Source organism: Halpernia frigidisoli (genome assembly GCF_900113805.1).
Taxonomy (GTDB): domain Bacteria; phylum Bacteroidota; class Bacteroidia; order Flavobacteriales; family Weeksellaceae; genus Halpernia; species Halpernia frigidisoli.
Genome location: NZ_FOQT01000001.1, coordinates 184,403 through 210,607, shown reverse-complemented (window position 1 = coordinate 210,607; position 26,205 = coordinate 184,403). Strand labels below are relative to the sequence as shown.

The window sequence follows — 26,205 nt, the reverse complement described above, 5'->3', positions numbered from 1 at the left end:
AAACAAAATACATTTCATTAACTTTAATTTTTCAATGAAAACTTTAAAGAAAATATATTACGTTCCCGGAATGATCAGCGCAATTCTTATTCCGCTGGTATTTTGGTATTTGGGAAATCGAGAACTTCAAAAGCCAATTCCAAATGTGATGGATATCGGTCTGCCAGCAAAAGTAGAATCTGCTAAAAACTTGGTTTCACAATATGATTTAAATCCTTCAAAGGATTTAAATAGTAAAAAAATTATTGTTCCAAGCAAATTAGCAAAAAGCAATTCTAAATTTTATGTTTCAGAAATTAAAAAATTAACTGAAAATAATATTAAATATGCTGGACTTGAATTTGTTTTAAACAAAAACAGCACTTATGGTGATTTCGCTTCTATCCTAAACGATTTTCATATTGCCAAAAACGCTAACTACTTTATTGACTTGAATGGAACTGGAAATGTTTTTGCAGTTGTAAATTATAAAGATCCTAATAAGATTGACGAACCTTGTTATCTTTGCAATGATCAGATTTCACAAACTTTCTATCAGTTTAAATATGAACAAATTCTTTCAGAAAATAGATATTCAAAATGGTTTCTTGATTTTTTCTATTCAATAAAACCTTCACTTTTAGATTTTTTTAAACTTCCAAACTCAGCATTTTTGATTGTTTTTGGTTATTTTATTTTATTCTGCATTTCTATTTTTAGTTTAAGAAAACGGCAATTTTGACCTTGTCAACGTTTGAAACCTTGACAAGGTTTTTCTCACAAATCGTATAAATTGTCAACTTTTAACACTCAAAATTTTCTTAAATTTGCAGATTATTAAAAAGCAAAATGACTTCACAAAATATCCGTCAGCAATTTTTAGATTATTTTAAAAGTAAACAGCATCAAATCGTGCCTTCTGCACCAATTGTTTTAAAGGATGATCCCACTTTGATGTTTTCCAACTCTGGAATGACGCAGTTTAAAGATTACTTTTTAGGCTACAAAACGCCAAGTTCGCCAAGAATTGCAGACACTCAAAAATGTTTGCGCGTTTCCGGGAAACACAATGATTTGGACGATGTTGGCCGCGATACATACCACCACACGATGTTTGAAATGCTCGGAAACTGGTCTTTCGGTGATTATTTTAAAAAAGAAGCCATTGATTTTGCGTGGGAATTATTAACTGAAGTTTATAAAATTCCAAAAGAAAATTTATACGTTACCGTTTTTGAAGGCGACAAAAACGAAAATTTAGGACGAGATCAGGAAGCCTTTGATTACTGGAAAAAACACATTTCAGAAGACCGAATTATTAATGGAAATAAAAAAGATAATTTCTGGGAAATGGGTGAATCCGGACCGTGCGGACCGTGTTCAGAAATTCACATTGATATCAGAAGCGACGAAGAAAAAGCAAAAGTTTCCGGTTTAGATTTGGTTAATAACGATCATCCGCAAGTTGTAGAAGTTTGGAATCTGGTTTTCATGGAATTTAACCGAAAAGCCGACGGAAGTTTAGAAAAATTACCCAACAAACATGTCGATACAGGAATGGGTTTTGAGCGTTTGTGTATGGCTTTGCAAGGGAAAACTTCAAATTATGACACCGATGTTTTCACGCCTTTAATTTCAAAAGTTGAAGAACTTTCCGGTCAAAAATACACCGGGATTTTAGAAGATGAAAAAGACATTGCCATCCGTGTTTTAGTCGATCATATTCGCGCAGTTTCTTTTGCGATTGCAGACGGACAATTACCTTCAAATACAGGCGCAGGTTATGTTATACGAAGGATTTTGCGTAGAGCAATTTCTTATTCTTACCGTTTTTTAAATATGAAAGAAGCCTTTCTTTTTGAATTGGTTGCAGTTTTAAAAAATGAAATGGGCGATTTTTTCCCGGAATTAATTAAACAGGAAAAACTGATAACTGAAGTTATAAAAGAAGAAGAAAATTCTTTCTTAAAAACCATTGAAACCGGTTTGCTTCGACTTGATCATATTATTACAGAAACGATTTTTAAAAACGAAAAAATTCTTCCTGGAAATCAGGTTTTTGAATTGTACGACACGTTTGGTTTTCCCGCAGATTTATCAAGAATTATTGCAGAAGAAAAAGGTTTAAGCATCGATGAAAAAGCGTTTGACGAAGAAATGCTAAATCAAAAAACGCGTTCTAAAAAATCTTCTGCACAGAAAGTTTACGACTGGGAAATTTTAGATGAAAGTCCACAAGAATTTGTTGGTTACGATGAATCTGAAACGGAAACTTCTATTAACAGATTTAGAAAAATAGAAAATAAAGATGGAATTTTTCACCAAATTGTTTTAGCAAAAACACCTTTTTATCCAGAAGGTGGCGGACAAATTGGCGATAAAGGTTTTCTGATTCCGTCTTATGCGAAAGATTTTGATATTTCAAATCCTAATTTATTTAATATTGAAAATAATCCAGAAATAATTGAAATTCTGGAAACTAAAAAAGAAAATAATCTTAATATTTCTTTAATTAAAGATTTGCCAAAAGATGCCGGTGCCTTGTTTTTTGCTAAAATTAAGAATGACGACCGCCAAAATTCCCAAGCCAATCATTCTGCGACACATTTGTTGCACGAGGCTTTGCGAGATGTATTAGGAACGCACGTCGAACAAAAAGGGTCTTTTGTAAGTCCAAATTACCTTCGTTTTGATTTTTCACATTTTGGGAAAATCGGCGAAGAAGATCTGGCTTTGGTTGAAAGTAAAGTCAACCAAAAAATTAAAGAAAATTTAGCATTACAAGAATTTAGAAACATTCCAATTGCTGAAGCCATGGAAAAAGGCGCAATGGCTCTTTTTGGGGAGAAATACGGCGATAATGTTCGATTAATTCAGTTTGGAAGTTCCAAAGAATTGTGTGGCGGAACGCATGTGAAAAATACAGGCGAAATTGGTCATTTTAAAATTCAGCAAGAAACTTCAGCGGCGGCTGGAATCAGACGTATTGAAGCGATTTCTGGTGAAAAAAGTTCTGAATATTTTAAAAATTTAGAAATAGAAATTAAAGAACTTTCTGAACTTTTAAAAACTAAAGATCTTAAAAAATCTGTTGAAAAATTATTAGAAGAAAACTCAAATTTAAAATCGGAAATCGATTCTTTAAATAAAGAAAAAGCAAATAGCGAAGTTTCTGACTGGAAAAATAATTACCAAGAAAAAGACGGGAAAATGCTTTTAGTAAAGAAAACTTCGCTTGATGCAGGTTCTGTGAAAGATCTGGTTTTCCAATTAAAGAAAGAAATTCCCAATTCTGTAACCATTATTTTATCTGATTCGCAAGGAAAACCAATGATCACCGTTGGCGTTTCTGCAGATCTGGAAGGAAAATTTCAAGCGGGAAATATCATTAAAAATATGGCAAAAGAAATCCAAGGCGGCGGCGGTGGAAACCCTGGTTTTGCAACGGCAGGTGGAAAAAACCTTGAAGGTTTAGAAAAAGCGTATCAAATGGCTTTAGAAATTTAAAAATTTTTTAATATACAATTAAGAAAAGGGTTCAATTTTTGACACCCTTTTTTCTTTTGCAGAAAAAGTAAAAAATCTTAATAATTACTATAAATTTGTTAAAAATATTTTATGAAAAATATATCTCTTTTTTTCCTCCTCATCATTTCCACTTTTTTTTCAGCACAATCAAAGCTTACAGTTGTCTCTGACGCAAATGGCACTCCAGTTTCGGGTGCTAAAATAAGCTGTAATAATAAAGTAATCGGCTATACTGATGCACAAGGAAATTTAAATTTTAAATCCAAATGTTCAAAAGTGAGCATTTACAAAGTCGGTTTTATTCAGGATGACGCGGTTGTTGATAAAAAAATGGAAGTTTCTTTAGCTAAAGAAGATCAAAATGAAAAAAATATCGAAGGTGTTGTTGTTAACGACATTAGCGATCCGCGGGCATTGCGGATTTTGAATCTCGTAAATGAAAAATATAGCGAAAACTCTCCAAAAAGTTTAGAATCTTACAGTTATAAATCATATAATAAAATCGCCTACGATATCAACACAGACAGTCTTTCGACTTACAGAGATTATGTTTCAAAAAGAAATGATTCCTTAAAAAATGTATCTCCAAATAATCTTTCAGAGAAGAAAAAAGAAGATTCTGTAAAATTAGTCAACGTTTCCAAAATCGTAAAAACGAGTAAATATTTTCTTTGGGAACGCGTTCAGGAACATCTTTATTCACAAAAATATGGGGATAAGGTTAATGTGTTGGACAATCGTGTTTCAGGTTTGCAAAATCCGGTTTATGAATTGATGGCTTTTCGCTCAAATCTTAAGGAAATTCCCAAAGAAATAAAAAGAGAAAACAGAAATCTTTACCGATTTTTCTTAACAGATTCTATACAAATTGACGGTCGTGAAAATTACGTGATTCGTTTTCGTCCGGTTGGCAAACAGGAAGCGACGAACCGTAGAAAATTCAGCGGACTTCTCTATGTTGACAAACAAACTTACGGATTAAAGAAAATAGAAAGTAATAGCAAAATAAAAAGCGAAGGCAGTATTACCTCAATCTGGAATCTCCACGACAACAAATGGTTTTTAGAAAAAGAAAATGTAAAAATAAAAGCCGGTGACACTTCTTTTAAAGATAATTCTCCGAAAGAAAAAAAGGATGAAAAAGAGACGAAATTCGGTAATTATATTTATGTAAATTCTGACTATTTCGATTTTAAATCTCCTTCTGTGGCTACTTCGAAGGATTTCGGTGGTTACACGATGAGTGTAGAAAAATCAGACGGTTCTACCCTTGCGCAATACCGCACGCTGCCGCTTGATGAACGCGAGCAAAATACATATGTGAAAATTGACAGTTTGGGACAAAAAGAAAATTTTGACCGAAAAGCTAGTTTTTATAGCAATCTTTTAAAAGGAAGAGTTCGCTACGGAATTGTCGATTTTAACGCTGCAAAGTTACTTGGTTACGATCAGTATGAAGGATTGCGCGTTGGATTAGGTATAAAATTAAACGAAAATTTTAACAAATATATTTCCCCGGACGCTTACATAGCTTATGGTTTTAAAGATAGAGGTTTTAAATACGGAGTCGGTGTTGATTTTAAAACCACACTTCAAAAAAATTCCTTTTTTCGTGTAGAATATTATGATGATGTGCAGGCTGCTGGACGTTTTAGTGAAAACCAGTGGGATTTCCGCATGAAGTTGAGTAATGCAGGCGTAGATTTAAAAAATGACCGTTTTTATGGTTTTCAAGGATTAAAACTTTCCTACGAAAACGATATTACGAACGGAATTACCATCAATGTTTCTGCAAAAAAAGACAAAGAAGAATCGCTTTTTCCATATACTTATAAAAATTTAGGCAATCAATTTGATAATTTTGCGACTCTGGTTTCTATTAAATTTTCGCCAAATTCTAAAAATATCATGACGCCTTCGGGGAAATATACTTATGAGCAGAAATATCCGGAATTGTATTTAAATTACGAACAAGGTATAAAAACTTTGGGCGGCGATCTTCAGTACAGCAGAGTTGACGCTATGTTAAACCATGTTTTTAAATCAAAATTAGGTGACACAGGCGTTCGCCTATTTGGTGGTTTTTCTACTTCGGATACACCGATCTGGCATCAGTTTTCCGCAAATGGTTTGGGCGGAAGAGAGATCACAGGTTTGCTTTCTCACTTCAATTTGAGTAGTTATTTGGGATTTGCAACAATGCAGGGCGGCAAATACTACAATGATAAATTTGCCGGTTACTACGTTTCACAAAGAATTCCGCTTTACTTTAAAAGTTTTGGCAAAAACATTTCCAGTTTTGATGTCATTTATCGCGGGATCATCGGTGATATGAAGCATCCTGAGTACCATAACTTTGAATTCCAGCCGTTAGATCACCTTTACCAGGAATTTGGTTTGCAGTATAATAATTTTCTTTCTACTAGATTTAATTTAGGCTTTTTCTACCGCGTTGGTTACTATAATACGCCGGTTTTCAAAGAAAATTTTGCATTACAGTTGAAATTTAGCTTCTTAGGTTTCTAAATTTTGGGCGTATGCTTTAAATAAAAAAAAGGATTATTTATTTCAAAATAATCCTTTTTTTTATTTGAAGCACCGCGCTTTCCACTATATCTTTTTTTTCATTTTTTTAAAAAAAAATAATAGAAAAGGATGCCGTTCCAATCGCTTACGCAATGATCGCGTAGAAGAAAAGTCAGAAATAATTTAGTACTTTTAGAATCCCAATAATATAGATTTTGTCAAAAAAAATATTTTTAATAAGTGGACTTGGCGCAGATGAAAGAATGTTTCATCGTTTAAATTTCTACAATTGCACGCCGGTTTTCATAAAGTGGCTCCCAACAAAAAAGAATGAAAACATTGCAGATTATGCTTCCCGATTATTAACTCAAATTACTGAAGAAAATCCCGTGATTATCGGTCTATCCTTTGGCGGAATAATAGCTGTAGAAATTGCGAAACAAATAAAAACTGAAAAAATAATTTTAATTTCCAGTGCGAAAGACAAATCTGAAATTCCCTTTTTATACAAATTTGCAGCTTATTTTAAATTAAATAAATTAATTCCAAAACAACTTTTTAAACAAACCAATTTCTTTGTTTATTGGCTTTTTGGTGTGAAAAACGAAGAAGATAAAAACTTATTAAAAGAAGTTTTAAAAGACACCGATTTAGATTTTGCGGTTTGGGCCATCGAACAAATTATCAACTGGAAAAACGATTATTTACCACAAAATTTACACAGAATCCATGGAAGTAACGATCATCTTTTACCTTTAAAAGTTTTGCCACCAGATTTTGAAATAGAAAATGGAAGTCATTTAATGGTTTTGAATAACGCTGAAGAAGTTTCTACGGCTTTACAAGAAATTTTAAATTAATTTTGCCAAAGAATGAAAACAATAGAAATAAAAGCAGGTAGTTTTTTTGAATTATTAAAACTAAAAGGCGAATCCATGTGGGACGTTTTCGCATTAATGATTGACGGCGAAGAAAAACTCATCCTTTTTTTGGACGAAGAAGAAAAAGCATTGTTCGAATATTTGTTGCCCAAAGAAATCGGGCAATTAAAAATTGATCAAAAAAGGTTTGCTGAAGAATACGCTGAGAAAATTGCTAATTTAAATTAGTTTCAAAAAACCCAATTGTCTTTTTTGCTTCCGCCACATCATGAACCCTCAAAATTTTCGCGCCTTTTTTCAAACATTTTAAATGTAATTTTTGCGTTTCGTCATTAATTTCCAAAGGCGATTTATTTAAAGGTTTGTAAATAAAAGATTTCCGCGAAATACCGATTAACAATGGGTTTTTGCCAAAATTCAAATATTCCAGCTCATCAATTAATTGAAATTGCTGTTCCGCAGTTTTCCCAAAACCAAAACCCGGATCTAAAATATAATCTGTAATTCCATGATATTCCAACTCTAAAAGTTTCTCTGAAAAGAAATAATTTAAAGTCAAAACCAGATCTTCATGTTCGATTTTTTCATGCATTTTGGAATATTCGGAATGATTGTGCATCAAAATGTAAGGCAATTTTAAATTTCCAACAGTTTCCAAAAGTTGAGGATCAAATTGTCCTGCAGATATGTCATTAACCAAATCAATTCCTTGATCAAAACCAAATTTTACCACTTCCGAATAAAAAGTATCCAAAGAAATTAAAACTTCCGGGAATTCTTTTTTTATTGTCGAAATAATGTTTCCTAATCGTTCAATTTCAGTTTCCGCAGAAAGAAATTCGGCTTTTGGACGCGTCGATTGTGCGCCAATATCAATAAAATCTGCACCTTCAGAAACCATTTTTTCAACTTGTTTTAAAGCCGATTTTTCGTCAAAAAATTGTCCGCCATCTGAAAAAGAATCGGGCGTGAGGTTTAAAATTCCCATGATTTTGGGTTTATTTAAATCGACTAATTTTCCTTTGCAATTAATAGAATGACATGGTTTTTGAAAGTCTGAAATCATAGTTCAAAATTAAGAATTAAATTATAAATGTCGGCGTCCCAACTTTGCAACTAAACGACTTTACAACTTCTAAAAATTCAAATTTTCACTATATTTGAGGCGCAAAGAAATTTTATGCAAAATACCCAATTACAATTCTCGCAAATCATCAATACTTGCCGCGAACTTTTTGAAAAAAAACTCAAAGATTACGGCGCTGCGTGGCGTGTTTTGCGGCCAAGTTCGATCACTGATCAAATTTATATTAAAGTAAACAGAATCCGGACGATTCAGATCACAGGAAAACAGTTGATCGACGAAAGCGAAGAAAGCGAATTTATCGCGATTGTCAATTATTCAATCATTGGTTTGATTCAATTAAAGAAAGGTTTTAGCGAAACTTTAGACGAAAATCAAACTGAAATTTTAAAATTATATGATTTCTATGCGAAAGAAGCAACGGAATTAATGCAGAAAAAAAATCATGATTACGGTGAAGCGTGGCGCGAAATGCGGATTTCTTCCATCACGGATTTAATTTACCAAAAAGTTTTAAGAACAAAACAAATTGAAGATAACAACGGCAAAACCTTGGTTTCGGAAGGTTTGGACGCTAATTATTTTGACATTTTAAATTACGCCGTTTTTTGTCTCATAAAATTTTCAGAGGAAAACAAAACTGCTGAAACTCATTTTATTTAAAAATATGCTTAAAAATATATTACGAATTTTTGTCGGCTTAATTTTCATTGCTTCAGGTTTTGTAAAATCGATTGACGTCATTGGTTTTTCCTTTAAAATGGAAGAATATTTTTCTGCTTCTGTTTTTAATATGCCGTTTTTAGAGAAGTCTGCATTGCCACTTTCCATTTTTATGGTGCTTTTAGAATTGATTTTAGGATTGATGTTAGTTTTAAAAATTAAATTAAAATGGACGCTAAATTTATTGATCTTACTATGTATTTTCTTTGCTTTCTTAACTTTCTATTCTGCTTATTTTAAAGTCGTTACAGATTGTGGTTGCTTCGGCGATGCTATTAAATTTACACCGTGGCAAAGTTTCGGAAAAGATCTTATTTTTCTGGTATTACTTTTCATTCTTTATTATTTGTACAGAAAAGATTACTCAGATTCATCTTCAAAAATTTTGAGATATTCTGTTTTTGTTATTTTAATTTTAGACTTTCTGTTTAATATTTATTACGGTATAAAACATGAGCCATTAATCGACTTTAGAGATTACAAAATTGGTACAGATATAAAAGCAGAACAGTTGAAAATCGAAGCAAATCCGTCAGAATTTAAAACTTTTTATTCTTTAAAAAATAAAAAAACGGGTGAAATTATTAAGGTAAATCAGGACGATTATATTTCAAAAAATTATTGGCAGGACAAAAATCTTGAACTTCAATCGGATAAAACCACGTCAGAAATGGTAAATCCCGGTTACACGTCGGAAATTTCAAAATTTAAGATCGAGGACGAAAGAGGAAATGTTTTTACAGATGAAATAATTATGGTTTCTAAAGCCATTCTAATATTTTCTTATGATCCTTCAAATATGGACAAAAAAAATATTACAACTGCCATTGAAAAAATGAAAAGCAATAAAGATGCTTTACTGTTGGGCGTTTCGAACGCGCCAAATACTTTTTTTGGTATTAATAACGCAATGATGGACGGCACAGCAATTAAAACTATTGCACGAAGTAATCCATTTATATTAACTTTACAAAACGGAAAAATCATCGCAAAATCTTCTATGGAAGATTACTTAAAAAAATAAAAAATTATGCAAAAATCTAATAAATCAATCGCAGGTTATCATCTTTTAATGATATTGTCATCTGTTGATTTTGAGTTTACACCAGAAGAAGGAATTTTAGTTCAAAATTACATGGCAACTGAATTTCCTTTTAATATTGATCTTGATAATGAACTTGACGTTATCGCCACGCTGAAAACGGAAGAATGGAAAGCACATTTTGAATTTCACGCCAAATGTTTCCTTGACGATTCAACCAAAGAAGAGAGAAAAGAATTTCTGAAATTTGCCAAGACTCTTATAAAAGCTGATAATGATGTTTCCGAAGAAGAACACAATTATTATACGACCATGAAAAAAATCTGGAAAATAAACTAAAATGAGAAAAAATATTGTCGCAGGAAACTGGAAAATGAATCTAAATTATTCTGAAGCAAAACAATTAATGTTAAAACTTTTAGAATATAAAAAAAATAATAAAACAAATTGCGAAGTTTGGATCGCGCCACCAAGTTTGTACTTGACAACGGCAAAAGATACATTTGACAACGGAGAAATTGGTGTTTTTTCCCAAGATATTTCGGAATTTAGATCTGGTGCTTATACTGGTGAAACTTCCGTAGAAATGATCAGTTCAATTGGTATAAATGGAAGTTTGGTTTCTCATTCAGAAAGACGCCAATTTCATGGCGAAACTGATTCTCAGGCCAATGTAAAGATCAAAAATCTTCTTGATAAAAATCTTACGCCTATTTACTGCAATGGTGAAAATTTAGAACAAAGAAAATCCGGTAAATATTTAGACGTTGTAAAAAATCAAACTGAAACGGCTTTATTCAATCTTTCGGCAGATGAAATACAAAAAGTAGTGATCGCGTACGAACCAGTTTGGGCAATTGGAACAGGTGAAACAGCAAGTGCAGATCAGGCGCAGGAAGTTCATGCTTTCATCAGAAATTTAATCGCTGAAAAATACGAAAAAGAAGTCGCAGATGAGATTTCAATTTTATACGGCGGTTCTGTGAAACCGGACAATGCAAAAGAAATTTTTTCAAAACCAGATGTTGACGGCGGTTTAATTGGCGGCGCTGCATTGAAAATCGAAGATTTCTCTAAAATTATTGAGGGATTTAATTAAAAAATTAGATTGTAGGTTTTAGTTTTTGGGTACTAGTTTAAAAATCAAACCTTTACCTTCGTTAATAACAGTTTTAATTGTTTAAAAATACTTATGGAAAACGCATTAGAAAAAGCAAAAGTAACACTTCCAATTCACGGATTTTTGAATTTGAAAGAATTTGAAATTCCAAAAGGTGAGGCATTAGTTCAGGCAATATTAGATTTAAAAAAAGAAAAAAACGCCATTATTTTGGCGCATTATTACCAGACGGCGGATATTCAGGTTATTTCAGATTTTTTGGGTGATTCTCTTCAATTGGCGCGTGAGGCAAAAAATACCGACGCCGATATGATCGTTTTTTGTGGTGTTCATTTTATGGCGGAAGCAGCAAAAATTTTGAATCCTACAAAAAAAGTGGTGTTGCCGGATTTACAGGCCGGTTGTTCTCTTGCAGATGGTTGCAGCGGAGAGGGTTTACGTGAAATGCGCGCCAAACATCCAAATGCTTTGATCGCCACTTACATCAATTGCAACGCTGAAACCAAAGCAGAATCAGACATCATTGTAACTAGTTCAAATGCCGAAGTTATCATCGAATCTTTACCAAAAGACAGACCGATAATTTTTGCGCCTGATAAAAATTTAGGTAAATATCTGTCTAAAAAAACGGGCCGCGAGATGATATTATGGGACGGAAGTTGCATCGTGCACGAAGCCTTTTCTATGGAAAGAATCGCAAAACAATTGGCGGAAAATCCTGGTGCAAAATTGATCGCGCATCCAGAGTCTGAAACAGCTGTTTTAGATCTGGCGCATTTTATCGGCTCCACTTCTGCCCTTTTAAGTTATGTCGAAAATGATGATTGTCAGAAGTTTATCGTTGCTACGGAAGAAGGAATTTTGCACGAAATGAAAAAACGTGCGCCGCAAAAAGAATTAATTCCCGCGCTTGTTTTTGATGAAAGTTGTAATTGCAGTGAGTGCTTTTATATGAAAAGAAACACTTTAGAAAAATTGTATCTCTGCATGAAATATGAATTGCCAGAAATCACGATGAACGAAGAATTGCGTTTAAAAGCCTTAAAACCGATAGAAGCGATGTTGGAAATGAGTAAAAGTATAAAATAGATTAAGCATTTTTTGGGCAGCAATTTCCGCCTTCCGTTCCCAATCTTTTTTTTCCGCTTTGCTACACAAAAAGGATTTCCACTCAAGTCGGGCTGCAATATTTCGCTGAATATAAATTTATCTAATCTATTTGACAAAGTTTGAATAAATTTAAAATGAAAAATAAAATTTTGCTTTTTTTAATAATTGGTTTATTTTCTTGTAAAGAAAGTCATAAAAATCATCTGCAAAATTATATAGGACAAGATTATTTAGATGAAGTTTGCAAAAGACATATTAAAAGTTTCTCGATAAATTCAAATTTTCAAAAATTAAGAATTTTGACAAATGATTCTATAAAAAATCAAAAAAAAAGATATTCTGAAGAAATTCTTAAAAGTTGTTTTTTAGATAAACAATTTCAAGAATTAATTAATGAAAAAATTATAACTAAAAGGGATTTAAACTATTTTCTTCACTCAAAAAACAATGTTTACACCAAAGATTTTTTTTCGCTAAAAACAAATTGTAATAAAAGTTTTTATAATCATAATGACGGAAGAGATGTAAATACTTCGTTTTATTCTCAACCTTTTTATTCTGAAGATAAAAAAGTTTTTATATTTCAAGAGGGTTTAGATTTTCCTGAAAAAGAGGAAATTAATTTAATTTGTGTAAATAATAGAATTGGAAAGAGTAAAGTTATTCATATTACAACTTTTTATTATCCTCTTCCACCAAAGCCAACAATTTATAAATGACCTCAAAAATCCTCTTCGAAAACCTAAAAATCTACGCTTATCACGGTGTTTTACCAGAAGAAAAAATTCTGGGAACTTACTATATTTTAAATGTGGAAATCAGCGCAGATTTATCAAAAGCCGCAGAATCTGATGATTTAAAAGACACGATAAATTACGCCGAAATTAATGATATTCTTCATTCTGAAATGGCAATTTCATCTCAACTTTTAGAACACGTGATTGGAAGAATTATTAATAATATTAAAAATACTTTCCCAATAATTTCATTTGTAAAAGTGAAACTAACGAAAACAAATCCGCCGATGAAAGGCGAAATCGACGGCGTAAGTGTAGAAATTGAAGAAAGCTTTAAATAAATTTAAAAGTAAATTATAATGTTCCGAGTTTTAGAAAAACCAAAAGAAAGCAAATTAAAAATTAGTAAAATATTAAATTTTACAATCATTTCTCTGACTATTTTTTTAATAGTTTTTTTTCTTGCGACAATATTTTTTTGGTATGTCGATTTTCATAAAGAAATAGTTTTTAAAATTGCTGGCGTTTTATTAGGCTTTTTTATCGTTGTCAAAATTTTACAGCACAATTTTTTTCAACAGAAAAAAGGTGTTTTCATGGGAACGCTAATTTTTAAAGAAAATGAAATTGAAGTTTTAGATAACATTTATTCATTAGAAAATATCGCAACAGTAAGAATAAAAGGAAATGATATTAAAGGTGAATTTCGCGGTTTAAAATCTTTGGGAACGAATAACGAGTTGTTTATAAATTTACAAAACGAAGAAAAACTTGTTTATTTTTTTGAACAAACCGAAGAAAATTCTATCAAAAATCTTTCAGTTTTAAAAAGTTACGCTGAGAAAGGAAAATTAGCAGAATCAAATTACGAAAGTATAATTGCGAATTCTAACTATTATTAATTTTAAAAATTGATCATTTTGAAATTATTTAAATTCCTTATTTTATTTTTATTTTTCTCAATTTCTGCACAAGAAACGCCGATAATTTCGCCAACTTATGCTTTTCCAAAAATAAAATCGAGCATTACGATGCCGGTGAAAATTCCTTTAAGTGAAATTTCCTCAATGGTTAATTCTTCAGTAAAAGATCTGATTTACGAAGATAATTCGTTCGAGGACAATAATAACGATCAGTTTAAAGTAAAAGTCTGGAAAACAAAACCGATCAGAATTGTCGGCGGCACGCATGATAATTTATTGATCGCAGTTTCATTAAAAATTTATGCCGAAAAAGGCATAGGCACTTTGGGCGTTTACACGTATCAAAATACAACTTTTGAAACAACGATGTTTTTCAACACGCAATTGACAGCCAATAATAACTGGATAATTTCTACAAAAACAACGGCAAATGGATTCAAATGGGTTACAAAACCAGTTTTAGATTACGGTAGAATTAAAGTGCCAATTACGTCTTTGGTTGAAAACAGTTTGAAAGAACAACAGGCGAAATTTTGCACGACCATCGATGAACAGATGAAAACGCAACTTAATTTCCAGCAACTTGCAATTACCGCGTGGAATCTTTTCGTAGAACCATTTAATGTTTCGGAAGATTTTAAAACTTGGTTGAAAATTACGCCGTTAAATGTAAATCTTACACCGCTGAAATTCTTTGGAAATGAAATTCAAACAAATATTGGTTTGGATATTTATTCTGAAACTTTCACAGGCTTAAAACCTCAAACTTCGCCTGTTGTTGGAGCGATCGGAAATTTTAATTTTGTACCGCAGCTTCAAAATGCGTTTACTTTAAATACAACTTCAAATATTCCCTACGAATCAGCAACGGAAATTGCGAAACAAACTTTTTTGAATAAAAAATATAATTTTAAAGACGGAAATTATTCGGTAACAATTACGGGAATTAAAGTGTACGGCGAAGAAAACCGATTAATGATCGAAGCGGAAACTTCGGGGACAATTAATGGAACTTCATATATTTCAGGCATTCCGGTTTATGATGAAGTGAAACATAAAATCGTATTAAGTGACATAAAATTTAAATTAAAAACCAGCAATTTTTTTCAAAAAACATTAACGATTTTATTTAAAAACAAGATCGTAAAAATGATTGCCGAAGATTACGGTATTCCAACTGCAGATCTTGAATTAAGTTCAAAAAGCAGTATTGAAGAGGCTTTTAACAAAGATTATTACAAAGGTCTAAAAATCAGTGGGAAAGTTTTTAAACTTAAGCCCCATCAAATTCTTTTAACTCCAAACGGAATTACCGCTGTCATCTTAACCCAAGCTACCTTACAAATAAAATTGCAGGGAATTTAATTTTTAAATAAATTTAGAAAAAAATGGCAAAAATTTTAAAAATTGTTTACGAAAACAAGGCAGACAAAGGTCTTCGTTTTTTAAATTACATCATTGATCTTGTTTTTATTTATGTAGTTGTGATCATCTTTTTTAACCTTGTTGGAATTGTCTTAGAAATATTTTTTCCAGATTCTGTTGATGCTATTATTAATAGTTTTGAAGACAATAATAAAATTTTTGATCGGTTATTGTCGCTTATTTTTTATGGTCTTTTTATATTTTTAACAGAATGGGCAACTAATGGAAGAAGTGTCGGCAAATATATCACCGGAACAATTGCTGTAAAAAATAACGGGAAACCACTTTCGCTCAAAGATTATTTTTTAAGAAATATTTCAAGGGCAATTCCTTTGGATCAACTAAGTTTTTTAGGAAGTGGCGGATGGCACGATTCTTTAACGCATACAAGCGTTATAGTCAAGAAAAAATATGACGCGGCGACCACTCTTCAAAATGATTTGGACAATCTGGGAAAATAGTATTAATAAACTTTTCCAGAAAAAGATAAAACCTTATATTTGCACTTCTTAAAAAACGGTTTCGTGGCCGAGTGGCTAGGCAGTGGTCTGCAACACCATCTACAGCGGTTCGAATCCGCTCGAAACCTCAGGAAAAACCCCTTAAATTACTTTGAAATAATTTTAGGGGTTTCTTGTTTTTAAAATATTTATTACTTCCCAAGGAAATTTTAAATTATGAAATGTTGATTTAAAATTACCTCTCTTTATTTTGTCTAACTATTCAAATTAGGCGACACTTGGCAAAATGTTTGATTAAAAAAATGGAACAAATTTGAGTAAAATGAACTCTTTGTAACACTTTTTATGAATTTTTCTAAAATTTCCCACGACCAATTATTTTCCAGATTTTCCACAAAAATTAGTGTTAAGATCTGCATCGTTATTCCGGTGAAAGATGAAGAAGAACACATAGAAAAATCGCTTCAGGCTTTCGCACAACAAACAGATGAATTTGGTGATCCCATCAATTTTGATCAGTTTGAAATACTAATTTTAGCAAATAATTGCTCTGATAATTCTTTTAGGTTAATTGAAAATTTTCGCCGCAAAAATCCTTTTTTAAATATTTATTGTCAAGAAATTAAACTTGATAGTGAAAAAGCAAATATTGGTTACGTTCGAAAACTTTTAATGAATACAGCGTTTAAACGACTGTCAAAAAATGGTGGCGGAATTATAATGACGACTGACAGCGATTCTATCGTGGCAAATGATTGGATCAACCAAAATAAAACAGAAATTGAACACGGTGCGGACGCGGTTGGCGGAAGAATTTCACTTTACCAAAATGAGATTGATGAAATGGATGAATTTACGAGATCTCTGCATTTTACAGACGAAAGGTACCAGTTGTTAATTGCGGAAGCTGAAGAAAAAATCGTTGAAAATCCACAACATCCTAATCAGACTCATCACCAGCATTTTAATGGAAGTTTTGCGGTTACGACAGAATGTTTTGAGAAGTCAGGCGGAATTCCTGATGTAAAATTTCTGGAAGATTGTGCGTTTTTTGAACGTTTAAAAAATATTGATGCTAAAATTGTTCACAGTCATAATGTAAAAGTTCAAACTTCGGCAAGATTTAATGGGCGAACGCAGATTGGCCTTTCCTACCAACTTAATGAGTGGAATAATTTAGAAAAAAACAACCCAGAAATTTTCGTAGAATCTGCAGCATCAATCATAAGCAGATTTAAAGAAAAAAAACATTTAAATGATCTTTGGCTTAAACGAAACGCGCTTTCAGATTCAGAATCTAATGTACTTTCAAAAGTAATTTGTTATAATGAAGAGCTTTTAAAATCATTTAAAAACTCAAAATTCTTTGGTTTCTGGTACGGAGATTTTTTTAGTTTTAAACAACTCAATAGTTTGCAAAATCATCAACCGGAAATTATTGGTAATGCCATTAAAAATTTGGAAAAAGAACTTTCAAAACTCTAATTACAACTTTTCCCAAACGTCAATCCTGTATTTCTCCGCTCTGGTGCTGAAAACATTTTTCATCTTATTACTAAATATTTTTGCAAACTGATCGTGAACCTCATCTCCAGTCTGTGGATAATCGTGAACAATTGGAAGCCAATGAACAAGTATGACATTAGCTTTTTCACTCAGATTACTATATAAATTCTCCATAGCGAACTCCCAATCAGCAGCTGAAAGATAGTAAGCGACTTCAGATATCATTATAAGATCAAACTTTTCATCTGGAAATTCTGAGGGAAAATTCATCTGTTTAAAAGTTACATTTCCCAAATCTGAGCAATATTCTTTTGCCTGATCCAATGCCTTCTCTGAAATATCAATTGCTAAAAGCTGATCACATCTTCCGGATAATAATTTCGTAAGAATGCCTATGGAACAGCCAATTTCAAGTGCATTTTTGTATCTGCTTTTTGGCAAAGCATCTAAAGTTTCCTGGTATTTTAAAGTTTCATATTCGCTGGATTTGAAATTCCAGGGATCATCATTGGCTTCATAAACCTTTTTAAAATAATGTGAATTAAGAGATTGTTCTTTCATTATTTAGATATAAAAAATGTTTCGTAAGGCACATTAAATTGTTCGAGCATTTCTTTTGAAAGCCTAAAACCTGCTTCGTCATCAGAAATCAAATCAGAAATCTGAGATTGATGACAGGCAATTGCACTTTGCTTTTGCGATAAAACGCTGGAAATATTAATTCTAAAAGGCATTACCTCTTCCGATTTTGGCGAATCATCATTTTCCCCCAATTCTTTAAGCCAAATTGGATATTCGTAAATGGTTGCATTAATATTATTAGCTGCGGTAATTAATTCAAAAGCGGCGCGGTGATCAGGATGCGGATCTCGTCGCCAAGGCACAAAAATACTTTTTGGCTTTAACTGTAGTAAAAACTTTGAAATTTTTTGTACTTCCTCGTCAAAATTTGGATGTAATTTATTTGGAACATTTCGGTCTTTGTGTCGGCAAAAAATAATGTGATCCGTATTTACATTTAAATGATTTGCCGCTGAAACCAACTCATTTTCTCGTAAATCGCGTAATTTTTCAGCAGGATATTCTTTGCTGTTTGGATGTGATAAAGTACCGTCGCTCAGCAATAAAATATAAACTTCCTGATGGTATTTTCCAAGTAAGGAAATAACACCTCCACAACCTAAGCTTTCGTCGTCAGCATGTGGCGCAACTATTAAAGTAGTCCCAAAACCAGTGACACATTGCTCTGGCGCAAGTGGAATATTTTCAGTTTCCATTTTATTTAAAATTTATTTTTATCAGTTAGATCCCAAAGATCTTCGGTTTTATTTTCTTTATTTAAAATATATTTCCCGACATCAGCAAGCGAAGCATCCGGCGCAGGTTGACGCAAATAAGTGTTTAAATCACGAATAATGCGTTCAAAATGATAGGGATTATTTAAACCACGAGCACCGACGCATTTTTGGCAAAGCATCATAACTTCCGTGCAAATCTTCTCTATCGCCGTTCGCGTCATATTTGCAGAAGCAAGAAGAAGCTGAGAATTTATTTTTGACGGATCATTCATAAAAACATCCATGTGTTCGGCGGCAACTTTCAACCATTGATTTCCCGAAACTACCGCGATTGCCATTTCGCCAACACGCATTTTTTGGAAAGGATCTTCAGTTCTGCCTAAACTCAAAAGGTATTTTTTTGTTTCTTCTAAAAGTCTTTCTGCTGCGCCTAGCTGAACAGCTGCAAAACGCACGGAACCTCCGCTGAATGATGGTTGAAGATAATAGGAATCAGGTTTTCCTATTAAATTATTTCTATCAACATTGGCATTTTTAAAACTTATTTTAAAACTTCTGCTTGCTTTCATTCCCATCGGATTCCACCAACTGGAATCTGTTTTTGCTTTAATTTTATCTAAATTAACGATGCACATTTGCCAGGATTCGTTTTTTAAACCAGCTGTAATTAAAGGTCTGGTCACATAATCTATACCTGTGGCAAAAGTTTTTGAACCGTTCAAATGAAAATTATTATTTTTTACAGGCGTTAAAAAAGTGCCGTCATGAGCCTGAGTGTTCCAAACTGCGAATAATTTTCCTTTGATCGCATCTTCGGAAAAATTTCTAATTTGAGATTTTTTACCAAATTGATTGATAAGTAATTGTGCATTGATGTGACCTTCTAAAACTCTGCCCATAACGAGATTTCCGCTACCGATATATTTTAAAATCATCAAAAGCGTCTCATTTGTACCGGGAAGCAAACCCAGATCTGAACCGCCAAATTTTGCGGGAATACAAGCTTTTAACAAACCTGCGTTAATAATTTTAGCCAAAGTGTCTTTCGGAAAACTTTCGACGGAATCCGTTTTTGATGCTTCTACCAAAGCGTATTTTGATATTTTTTTAGAAGAAATAATTAATTCTGCTAATTTTTTATCATTAAGTTTAGAAAATTCTATGTGCAAACCTTTAAGATTTTAAAATTAATTTTTTAGGCAATTGAGAGATTTTTTTTAAAATTTGATATTTTTTACATCGCTCATTGCGTTCTGATTTCTGCTTTCATTTTTACTGATTACCGTAATATCGCCGTTTGACTCCAAAACAATTGATTCAACAAAGGAAAAACTTGAAAACCCAGCTTCCCTGATAGATTTTTGAATATCACCTAGCGTTATCCGTTCTTTTTTTAATATCGGGTACAAAATTTCACCATTGTAAAATAAAATTGTAGGACAGCTACTTACAAAATTATTAAAACTTTTGTTTCTTACAGAGATAAAAGTAATACAAAACTGCAAAAAAATTAGTACAGCAATTGCGCAAAATCCTTCTAATAACGGAATACTTTTATTTAAAATCACTGAACCTAATATCGAACCTAAAGCAATCGTAACAATAAAATCAAAAGCGTTCATTTTAGCTAAAGTTCGCTTTCCTGATACGCGAAGTAAGATAAAAACCAAAAAGTAAGCTGAAACTGTTGTAAATATTATTTTACAAATTCCGTCCCAACTTTCAAATAAAACGTTTTTCATTAAGTTTTTTTATTTTGAGATAAATTTTACAGCATCTTAATTAAGTTGGAATCTGCATTTTTTTGAATACTTTTTTCTCTTTTACAAGTTTCATTTTCAAAAACTTCATTTCTTAAATTTGTACTGGAAAAACGATGTTTTCTTTCGTTATAATAAAGCTCAATATTATTGGTTTCGCAAAAAACTTTTCCTGTAAAAGATTTGTTTCGGTATTCGTCGCCAATAATTCTAACCTGAATACTGTATAATTTTAAAATATCTTCAAGATCCCGTTCTGAGGTGTATGGAATAATTTCATCAACATATCTGCAACCCTTTAACTGAATATATCTTTCCACAACTGTTTGAGAAGGTTTATTTTTTTCAGGACGGTCAATTGTCGGATCAGTTTGTAAACCCACAATTAAGTAATCACAATGCTCTTTTGCATCTGCCAACATTTGTACGTGACCTGCATGAAACAGATCAAAGGCGCTAAATGTGATGCCGTTTTTTTTTAAATTTTCCAAATTTTTAGCCTTAATTTTTATTGAATGACTTTTTAAAAAGTAAGTTGTGCGCGCTTGATCTGCTGCATTTTTATTGATTGTATATATTCAAGATGCGGAATTCTGTTTTTCTTTTCATCCAGATCAAAAATGCCACAATTGCTGTAACTTTCAAGGTTATCCCAATCGGGACGGTCAGTCACCGGATAAATACAGATGCCAAAAAAAGGAATTCCCTGATGTAAAACTTTTAAACATTCTTCAGAAATTTCTTCGATCCAGTCAACGCGTCCAATTCCAAAATGACCGGTTTCTGATAGGAAAATAGGTTTTTTATACCTTAAATAAACATCTGATATTAATTTATTTAAAGCCACTCTTTTTTGCGCAGCGTCCGGCCAATACACAGTTTCGCCACCTTCAAGCCATTGGCAGTTCCAGTAGTAATTTAAACCAATAATCTCAAGAAAAGATTCATCACCGCCAAGTTCCGGACATAATCTTCCGGCGATAATATCTGCCGCCTCAAACTGATATTCGTTAATTTTAAACAATTCTTCCTCCGATAAATTTCCATTGTTGTGGACGCTGACGCGCGGCTCAACCAAAACTATGGTACAAAATGGATCTTTTTGTTTTAAAATTTTTATACCTAAAATTGCGGCTTTGCATAAATGATATTTAATATCCCATCCGCTTCCGTGTGCAAATGGCGCTGTGCCGCGCGCTTCACCTGAAAACCAACTTAGAAAACTGATCTCGTTAATTGGAACTACAAAAAGCGGTTGTGAAGAATTTTCTTTATAAAATTTAACAAAAGCAAAACATAATGCTTCAAAACGTTCGCAAAATTTGGGATGAGTTGGATAGAGATCTTCCGGATAACCGAAATGGATCAAATCCCAGATCTGTTGAATCCCCAACTTTTCCGCGATTTTTATACGGTTTAAAACTTCAGAAAAATCAAAGTTATATTTATCAGTTTCAACTTCACTCCAGCAAATACCTTCACGAACTGACGTTATACCTAATTCAAGTAGCAATCGATAATCTTCTTCTGCCCGGATATCGTGCTGTGTTTCCTTCAAAAGATTAACTCTTTCGCCTGATCTGTTAATTTGGTCTGCACATTCAAAACCACCAATAAAATAGGATTTAAACGGATTTTGCATGCACTCTATTTTCAACGTTTTCTACTTCCAGTTCTTCAAAAAGATCCAGTGCATTTTTAAATGCCTGATCCATATTAAAGTATTTGTAATTGGCCAGTCTTCCTACAAAATATACGTCAGTTAATTTATCTGCCTCCAGTTTATATTGTGCATAAATCTCCTGATTTTTTTGGTTAGGAACGGGATAATAAGGTTCGCCTTTGTCGACAGTGTATTCTTTTACAATACTGGTTTTGCCGGATTTTTGATCGCCAAAATGTTTATATTCAACTATTCTCGTAAAATCAACTTCTTTTCCAGGATAATTGACCACTGAACTTTCCTGAAAATATTCCTGATCAATTTCTTCCCGAACAAAATTGATAGATCGGTATTCTAATTTTTCCTTTAAATTTTCATTAAATTGAAAAAAACGATCAATCGGTCCCGTGTAAAATAATTTTTCAAAACATCCCAATCGCTCCTGAACTTCAAAATAATCCGTGTTTAATAAAATCTGAATATTCGGATGGTCTAAAATATTTTCGAACAATTTGGTGTAACCTCCTCTCGGCAAGGCCTGGTGTTTATCAGAAAAATAACGGTCATCGTAATTATCACGAACAGGAATTCTTTCCAAAACTGAAGCGTGAAGCTCCTCAGGATATTTGTCCCACTGTTTTTTCGTATAATGTCTGAACATTTTGTCGTAAAGCACTTCTCCAACTCTGTTTAAAACTGCTTCCTGACCATTTTTAGGATTATCAAAAGCAACTCTGTTTCTTTGAAGCCAATCTTGCATTTCTCTTTCCGTAGTAATATTTTCTCCAAATAAAGTATTTACGGTGGTGATATTAACGGGAATAGGAACCGTTTTATCATCAACGCGCGCAATCACTTTGTGCTGCCAAGGATACCATGTTGAAAATTTATTGACGTATTCCCAAACTTCTTCATCATTGGTATGAAAAAGATGTGCGCCATATTTTGACGTTAAAATACCGTTTTTATCATAATAGTCAAAACAGTTTCCAGCAATATGATCACGTTTTTCAATGATTAAAACGCTTTTTCCAAGTTCTGCATATTGTCTCGCTAAAACGGAACCGGATATTCCGGCGCCAATTATTAATATATCAAAATCTATCATTATTTAATGTTGGTTATTTGTGATTTCATTTCCTGCACCGTTTTATCCCAGGACGTATTTTCCAAAATTTCATCATAACGGCTTTCGAAATTTTGCTTTGGATTTTTTATTGATGCTACAAAATCGTCATCACTTTCTATTATATTAATGCAGTCACTGTAATCACGAACCACGTCTTTAATTTTAGTTGAAATTATTGGTTTATGAGCACACATATATTCCAGGGTTTTGGTAGGGCTGATAAATTTTGTGGAATCATTTAAAGCAAATGGCATCATTGCAAAATCAAAACTTTTAAGATAAACCGGTAATTCTTCGTAAGATTTCATTCCTAAATAATAAATATTATCATTTTTAGGGAGATCACTTTCTTCGATTTTACAAATTGGACCGATCATTACGAAGGAAACATCAGGCATTTTCATTGCTGTCATTTCTATTAAATCAAGATCAATTCGTTCGTCAATAACGCCATAATAACCAACAATCGGTTTGGGAATATCCTGCAAATCATGGCTATTAATTGTATCGCTAAAATTAATATTCGCAAAATGTGCAACATCTACCGAACTTGGAAAACAATGAACATTACTGTGTTTTAATTTTTTAGATTCATATAAAGATTTCCCACCTGTGAAAACAACATCTACCGCAGATAATAAATAATTTTCCTGCTCGATTAATTTTTCTGAAGCGCCTTTAAATAAAGTGAGTTCGTCCATACAATCGTAAATGACGATTTCAAAATCCAAAATATCTAAAACCTGAACAAAAGCAGCGGAATAAAACCAAGCAATAGGAAAATTTTTATGGTTTAAAAGTTTTTTTAGAAAAATCCCGATCTCTTCAATATTGGATACCTCAGGCTTTAAAACATGAAGATGCGGATTGATCTCAATGATTTTTGGTGTGGAAAAACCATCATGTGCATGCACAGGTTCTTCTACAACTAAAATGCGGTAATCTTTTGAAAGCCGACTTAAGATATGCTGCGGTCTTTGGTAAACAAAATCCCAGCGAAGATGGCAGAACACAATTATATCATAGTCTGCATTGTCAATGATTTTTAAATCATTCATATTGATCTGTATTTAATGTTGTGATATTTAAATGCTAAAAATTACATTTTCGGAATAATGAAAACTATTTTTCATGTAAAATTAAATATTTGTTTTATTTAATTTTTTTTAAATTAAATAGCAGAATTTATCAACTTTCAAACTAGTAAGAGTTCGTTAAACTTCCTAAAATTTAGTACTGTAAAAGTAAAAATTTGCATAAAATAAAAATGACCGTATTAAAATAATTAAAGATGCATACAACCTTTTCTGAATTAGAATTTTGAATAGTCAAAAGAAAGAGCCTAATTTAGATTTATCATTTAAAAAAAAAATATATTATGGCAAAAACAAAAGAATCCGGAAAAATTAAACCCGAAAAAGATGCAGCAGAAGATCTTCGTGATTTTTTGATTGATGGTTTAAAAGACCTTTATTGGGCGGAACAGGCTTTGGTAAAAAATTTACCAAAAATGGCTAAAAACGCAACTTCATCAAAATTGAAAGCAGCGATAGAAAAACATTTAGGTGAAACTAAAAATCAAGTAAGTCGTTTGGAAAGTGCTTTTAAAGCGATGAATGAAAAACCAAAAGCAGTAAAATGTGACGCAATGGACGGTCTTTTAAAAGAAGCGGAAAGCATTATGAAAGAAACAGAACCCGGCGCAGTACGGGATGCGGCTATTATTGCAGCTTCACAAAAAGTGGAACATTACGAAATTGCTTCCTACGGAACTATGGCAACTTATGCGAAACTTTTAGGTGAAAAAGAAGTTAAAAATTTACTCGGTGAAACTTTAACTGAAGAAAAAACCTGTGATAAAGATCTTACGAAACTTGCTGTTTCAGAAATCAACATCAAAGCTAAATAAGAATGAAAGCGGCTGAAAAAGGCCGCTTTTTAATTTTTTTACTTAATTTATTTAAAATTAAGAAAACATTTTTTTGTAATTTTTTGGCGTGATACCGTATTTATTTTTATAAATTTTAGAAAAATAACTGCTGCTTTCCAAACCGATCGATGTCACAACGTCTCTCACATTATATTCCTTATTACGAAGTAAAACATTTGATTGTTCTAATCTAACATTTGTAATAAATTCATTAATCGTTGTAGAAAACATATATTTAAAACCGATCTGTAGTTTATTAGGATTTAATCCCGTCTGGCGGGAAAGATTTTTTATGGAAAGATCGCCAGACAAATTATCTTTAATAAAAACACCAACTTCTTCCACTCTTTTCAATTCCTGAATTCTTAAAACACTACTTTTTTCGGAATTCAAACTATCGTCATCGTACTGCACGAGCTGATGAATAAACATTTCTATAGTAATTGATTGTAAATTTAATTTTTGAGCAAGTATAAAAGTTTTATATTTTGATATTTCCTTCACGACATCTTTAAAGAAAACCCCGCAATTACCAACATGATAAAATTGTTTTATACCTTCCACATCAGTAAGCACCTTTTTTAACTTTGAATTCCACTGTTTCAACTCACAGTTTTCTTTTTTGCTAAATTTAATTCTGTCAATTTCAACGCTTGTTACTTCATGAAGAATATCTTTTTCAAATTCTATGATGTGACCGTTTTTCTGCTCACTTGCTACAATCGCACATCGAAATTCTTCAATTGAATGCTTAATATTTTCATTGGCAAATTCATGTGTTAATGGTCCGTGTATCGAATTGATAAATTTTACCGGGTGAACTTCATTTAATGTAAATTCCAGCCGAATATCTTCTTTAAAGATGGCATTATAAATAATTAAACCTAATCCATTCTCAAAATTAATACCCCGAATAGAACCTTTCCCAATATGCTCAGGGATTTTTAAAGAATATTCCCCGCAATTGTTACTATAAGAAACTTCAAAAGATTTCGACAAACTGATGATCACATCTTTTAAAGGAGTTGAATTAACCTGCAAAGTTATCATAGCTTGTTAGTTTTTTAGTTTTCTGAATTATGTTGTGAATTTGCAATAATAAAATAATAATTTTGAAGATAAAAATAAAAAATAAGTGTAAAATTAATTAGATTATTTGTAAAAATAAGTAAATTTTTAAAGCTAAAAAAAATGTGGATAGTTTTATTTCAAATTTATCAATATATTTTTATATAGTAACTGACTATAAAAACAGCAAATAAATGGTCTTAAAAATCATTGAGAAACTTGTTGACAAGTTTTAGAAAAATCTTAAATAACATTTTTAAAGCGCTAAATTTTAGATTTTTACATTTCAAAAAATAGGAACGTAAAAAATAA

Annotated in this window: 27 protein-coding genes and 1 tRNA gene; 18 read left to right on the top strand and 10 right to left on the bottom strand. The window is 32.1% G+C overall.

The window, feature by feature from the left end; all coding sequences use genetic code 11:
• Window positions 1-34: 34 nt before the first annotated feature.
• The 5 genes from BM238_RS01020 to BM238_RS01000 all read left to right on the top strand — a co-directional run bounded on the left by BM238_RS01020 (window position 35) and on the right by BM238_RS01000 (window position 7,142).
• Window positions 35-721: a hypothetical protein gene (locus BM238_RS01020; protein WP_090078331.1), complete on the top strand. Its 687-nt coding sequence runs from the start codon at window positions 35-37 to the stop codon at window positions 719-721.
• A 107-nt stretch (window positions 722-828) separates the two neighbouring features.
• A complete protein-coding gene (gene alaS / locus BM238_RS01015) occupies window positions 829-3,486 on the top strand; it encodes an alanine--tRNA ligase (RefSeq protein WP_090078330.1) in 2,658 nt (885 codons plus the stop codon).
• Window positions 3,487-3,597: 111 nt separating this feature from the next.
• A complete protein-coding gene (locus BM238_RS01010; protein ID WP_090078329.1) occupies window positions 3,598-6,033 on the top strand; it encodes a DUF5686 family protein in 2,436 nt (811 codons plus the stop codon).
• 215 nt (window positions 6,034-6,248) lie between these two features.
• On the top strand, window positions 6,249-6,893 hold the full coding sequence (locus tag BM238_RS01005; RefSeq protein ID WP_090078328.1) for an alpha/beta hydrolase: 645 nt from the start codon (window positions 6,249-6,251) through the stop codon (window positions 6,891-6,893).
• A gap of 12 nt (window positions 6,894-6,905) precedes the next feature.
• Window positions 6,906-7,142 (top strand): hypothetical protein, encoded by a 237-nt coding sequence (locus BM238_RS01000; protein ID WP_090078327.1) that lies wholly within the window; start codon window positions 6,906-6,908, stop codon window positions 7,140-7,142.
• Here the strand turns inward: BM238_RS01000 and folP are convergent.
• A complete protein-coding gene (gene folP, locus BM238_RS00995; RefSeq protein WP_233741887.1) occupies window positions 7,129-7,980 on the bottom strand; it encodes a dihydropteroate synthase in 852 nt (283 codons plus the stop codon). The two genes, BM238_RS01000 and folP, sit on opposite strands and share 14 nt — an antisense overlap.
• A 114-nt stretch (window positions 7,981-8,094) precedes the next feature.
• Here folP and BM238_RS00990 point away from each other — a divergent pair, with 114 nt between their 5' ends.
• From BM238_RS00990 to BM238_RS00935, 12 genes are all read left to right on the top strand, one after another.
• The gene (locus BM238_RS00990) at window positions 8,095-8,661 is read left to right on the top strand and encodes a DUF1599 domain-containing protein (protein WP_090078326.1); all 567 of its coding nucleotides are present in this window, start codon (window positions 8,095-8,097) and stop codon (window positions 8,659-8,661) included.
• Between the two features lie 4 nt (window positions 8,662-8,665).
• Window positions 8,666-9,745, top strand: coding sequence for a BT_3928 family protein (locus tag BM238_RS00985; protein WP_090078325.1), 1,080 nt, complete (start codon window positions 8,666-8,668; stop codon window positions 9,743-9,745).
• A 6-nt stretch (window positions 9,746-9,751) separates the two neighbouring features.
• Complete coding sequence (locus BM238_RS00980) at window positions 9,752-10,102, top strand: tellurite resistance TerB family protein (RefSeq protein ID WP_090078324.1); 351 nt, start codon at window positions 9,752-9,754, stop codon at window positions 10,100-10,102.
• A gap of 1 nt (window position 10,103) precedes the next feature.
• The gene (gene tpiA, locus BM238_RS00975) at window positions 10,104-10,862 is read left to right on the top strand and encodes a triose-phosphate isomerase (RefSeq protein ID WP_090078323.1); all 759 of its coding nucleotides are present in this window, start codon (window positions 10,104-10,106) and stop codon (window positions 10,860-10,862) included.
• 93 nt (window positions 10,863-10,955) lie between these two features.
• Window positions 10,956-11,972 (top strand): quinolinate synthase NadA, encoded by a 1,017-nt coding sequence (nadA, locus tag BM238_RS00970; RefSeq protein ID WP_090078322.1) that lies wholly within the window; start codon window positions 10,956-10,958, stop codon window positions 11,970-11,972.
• A gap of 155 nt (window positions 11,973-12,127) precedes the next feature.
• A complete protein-coding gene (locus tag BM238_RS00965) occupies window positions 12,128-12,712 on the top strand; it encodes a hypothetical protein (RefSeq protein WP_090078321.1) in 585 nt (194 codons plus the stop codon).
• Window positions 12,709-13,071, top strand: coding sequence for a dihydroneopterin aldolase (folB, locus tag BM238_RS00960; RefSeq protein WP_090078320.1), 363 nt, complete (start codon window positions 12,709-12,711; stop codon window positions 13,069-13,071). The genes BM238_RS00965 and folB overlap by 4 nt, the downstream gene beginning before the upstream one ends.
• A gap of 18 nt (window positions 13,072-13,089) precedes the next feature.
• Window positions 13,090-13,632 carry a hypothetical protein gene (locus BM238_RS14455; protein WP_090078319.1) on the top strand — a complete coding sequence of 181 codons (543 nt, stop codon included), beginning with the start codon at window positions 13,090-13,092 and terminating at the stop codon, window positions 13,630-13,632.
• 18 nt (window positions 13,633-13,650) lie between these two features.
• Window positions 13,651-15,018 (top strand): DUF4403 family protein, encoded by a 1,368-nt coding sequence (locus tag BM238_RS00950; RefSeq protein ID WP_233741886.1) that lies wholly within the window; start codon window positions 13,651-13,653, stop codon window positions 15,016-15,018.
• A gap of 23 nt (window positions 15,019-15,041) precedes the next feature.
• Window positions 15,042-15,539, top strand: a complete 498-nt coding sequence (locus BM238_RS00945) for an RDD family protein (RefSeq protein WP_090078318.1) — start codon at window positions 15,042-15,044, stop codon at window positions 15,537-15,539.
• Between the two features lie 57 nt (window positions 15,540-15,596).
• Window positions 15,597-15,667: transfer RNA gene (locus BM238_RS00940), tRNA-Cys, on the top strand.
• A gap of 217 nt (window positions 15,668-15,884) precedes the next feature.
• On the top strand, window positions 15,885-17,024 hold the full coding sequence (locus BM238_RS00935) for a glycosyltransferase family 2 protein (RefSeq protein WP_090078317.1): 1,140 nt from the start codon (window positions 15,885-15,887) through the stop codon (window positions 17,022-17,024).
• Here the strand turns inward: BM238_RS00935 and BM238_RS00930 are convergent, their stop codons facing one another.
• From BM238_RS00930 to BM238_RS00895, 8 genes are read right to left on the bottom strand one after another with little or no spacing between them, the layout of a single operon-like run.
• A complete protein-coding gene (locus BM238_RS00930) occupies window positions 17,025-17,606 on the bottom strand; it encodes a class I SAM-dependent DNA methyltransferase (RefSeq protein ID WP_090078316.1) in 582 nt (193 codons plus the stop codon).
• A complete protein-coding gene (locus tag BM238_RS00925; protein WP_090078315.1) occupies window positions 17,606-18,322 on the bottom strand; it encodes a PIG-L deacetylase family protein in 717 nt (238 codons plus the stop codon). The genes BM238_RS00930 and BM238_RS00925 overlap by 1 nt, the downstream gene beginning before the upstream one ends.
• Before the next feature lie 5 nt (window positions 18,323-18,327).
• Window positions 18,328-19,512 (bottom strand): acyl-CoA dehydrogenase family protein, encoded by a 1,185-nt coding sequence (locus BM238_RS00920; RefSeq protein WP_090078314.1) that lies wholly within the window; start codon window positions 19,510-19,512, stop codon window positions 18,328-18,330.
• Window positions 19,513-19,560: 48 nt separating this feature from the next.
• Entirely contained in the window at window positions 19,561-20,085 is a 525-nt protein-coding gene (locus BM238_RS00915; RefSeq protein WP_090078313.1) for a DUF421 domain-containing protein, read from the bottom strand.
• A gap of 26 nt (window positions 20,086-20,111) precedes the next feature.
• Complete coding sequence (locus BM238_RS00910) at window positions 20,112-20,594, bottom strand: adenylyltransferase/cytidyltransferase family protein (RefSeq protein ID WP_090078312.1); 483 nt, start codon at window positions 20,592-20,594, stop codon at window positions 20,112-20,114.
• 32 nt (window positions 20,595-20,626) lie between these two features.
• Entirely contained in the window at window positions 20,627-21,745 is a 1,119-nt protein-coding gene (locus tag BM238_RS00905) for a hypothetical protein (RefSeq protein WP_090078311.1), read from the bottom strand.
• Entirely contained in the window at window positions 21,729-22,874 is a 1,146-nt protein-coding gene (gene glf, locus BM238_RS00900) for a UDP-galactopyranose mutase (protein WP_090078310.1), read from the bottom strand. The genes BM238_RS00905 and glf overlap by 17 nt, the downstream gene beginning before the upstream one ends.
• Entirely contained in the window at window positions 22,874-23,953 is a 1,080-nt protein-coding gene (locus BM238_RS00895) for a glycosyltransferase (protein WP_090078309.1), read from the bottom strand. The genes glf and BM238_RS00895 overlap by 1 nt, the downstream gene beginning before the upstream one ends.
• 320 nt (window positions 23,954-24,273) lie before the next feature.
• Between BM238_RS00895 and BM238_RS00890 the strand changes: the two genes are divergently transcribed.
• Window positions 24,274-24,804, top strand: coding sequence for a YciE/YciF ferroxidase family protein (locus tag BM238_RS00890; protein ID WP_090078308.1), 531 nt, complete (start codon window positions 24,274-24,276; stop codon window positions 24,802-24,804).
• A 57-nt stretch (window positions 24,805-24,861) separates the two neighbouring features.
• On the opposite strand, the gene BM238_RS00885 is transcribed toward BM238_RS00890, so the two are convergent.
• Window positions 24,862-25,875 carry a helix-turn-helix transcriptional regulator gene (locus BM238_RS00885; protein WP_090078307.1) on the bottom strand — a complete coding sequence of 338 codons (1,014 nt, stop codon included), beginning with the start codon at window positions 25,873-25,875 and terminating at the stop codon, window positions 24,862-24,864.
• Between the last annotated feature and the right edge of the window lie 330 nt (window positions 25,876-26,205).

Excerpts from the sequence above, each read along its gene's own strand:
- folB (WP_090078320.1), top strand. The coding sequence starts at position 12,709 with ATGACCTCAAAAATCCTCTTCGAAAACCTAAAAATCTACGCTTATCAC.
- BM238_RS00930 (WP_090078316.1), bottom strand. The coding sequence starts at position 17,606 with ATGAAAGAACAATCTCTTAATTCACATTATTTTAAAAAGGTTTATGAA.
- BM238_RS00990 (WP_090078326.1), top strand. The coding sequence starts at position 8,095 with ATGCAAAATACCCAATTACAATTCTCGCAAATCATCAATACTTGCCGC.
- BM238_RS00890 (WP_090078308.1), top strand. The coding sequence starts at position 24,274 with ATGGCAAAAACAAAAGAATCCGGAAAAATTAAACCCGAAAAAGATGCA.
- tpiA (WP_090078323.1), top strand. The coding sequence starts at position 10,104 with ATGAGAAAAAATATTGTCGCAGGAAACTGGAAAATGAATCTAAATTAT.
- BM238_RS00915 (WP_090078313.1), bottom strand. The coding sequence starts at position 20,085 with ATGAAAAACGTTTTATTTGAAAGTTGGGACGGAATTTGTAAAATAATA.
- BM238_RS14455 (WP_090078319.1), top strand. The coding sequence starts at position 13,090 with ATGTTCCGAGTTTTAGAAAAACCAAAAGAAAGCAAATTAAAAATTAGT.
- BM238_RS00895 (WP_090078309.1), bottom strand. The coding sequence starts at position 23,953 with ATGAATGATTTAAAAATCATTGACAATGCAGACTATGATATAATTGTG.
- BM238_RS01020 (WP_090078331.1), top strand. The coding sequence starts at position 35 with ATGAAAACTTTAAAGAAAATATATTACGTTCCCGGAATGATCAGCGCA.
- BM238_RS00925 (WP_090078315.1), bottom strand. The coding sequence starts at position 18,322 with ATGGAAACTGAAAATATTCCACTTGCGCCAGAGCAATGTGTCACTGGT.
- nadA (WP_090078322.1), top strand. The coding sequence starts at position 10,956 with ATGGAAAACGCATTAGAAAAAGCAAAAGTAACACTTCCAATTCACGGA.
- BM238_RS01000 (WP_090078327.1), top strand. The coding sequence starts at position 6,906 with ATGAAAACAATAGAAATAAAAGCAGGTAGTTTTTTTGAATTATTAAAA.
- BM238_RS00885 (WP_090078307.1), bottom strand. The coding sequence starts at position 25,875 with ATGATAACTTTGCAGGTTAATTCAACTCCTTTAAAAGATGTGATCATC.
- BM238_RS00965 (WP_090078321.1), top strand. The coding sequence starts at position 12,128 with ATGAAAAATAAAATTTTGCTTTTTTTAATAATTGGTTTATTTTCTTGT.
- folP (WP_233741887.1), bottom strand. The coding sequence starts at position 7,980 with ATGATTTCAGACTTTCAAAAACCATGTCATTCTATTAATTGCAAAGGA.
- BM238_RS00985 (WP_090078325.1), top strand. The coding sequence starts at position 8,666 with ATGCTTAAAAATATATTACGAATTTTTGTCGGCTTAATTTTCATTGCT.
- BM238_RS01010 (WP_090078329.1), top strand. The coding sequence starts at position 3,598 with ATGAAAAATATATCTCTTTTTTTCCTCCTCATCATTTCCACTTTTTTT.
- BM238_RS00980 (WP_090078324.1), top strand. The coding sequence starts at position 9,752 with ATGCAAAAATCTAATAAATCAATCGCAGGTTATCATCTTTTAATGATA.
- BM238_RS00935 (WP_090078317.1), top strand. The coding sequence starts at position 15,885 with ATGAATTTTTCTAAAATTTCCCACGACCAATTATTTTCCAGATTTTCC.
- BM238_RS00945 (WP_090078318.1), top strand. The coding sequence starts at position 15,042 with ATGGCAAAAATTTTAAAAATTGTTTACGAAAACAAGGCAGACAAAGGT.
- alaS (WP_090078330.1), top strand. The coding sequence starts at position 829 with ATGACTTCACAAAATATCCGTCAGCAATTTTTAGATTATTTTAAAAGT.
- glf (WP_090078310.1), bottom strand. The coding sequence starts at position 22,874 with ATGATAGATTTTGATATATTAATAATTGGCGCCGGAATATCCGGTTCC.
- BM238_RS00905 (WP_090078311.1), bottom strand. The coding sequence starts at position 21,745 with ATGCAAAATCCGTTTAAATCCTATTTTATTGGTGGTTTTGAATGTGCA.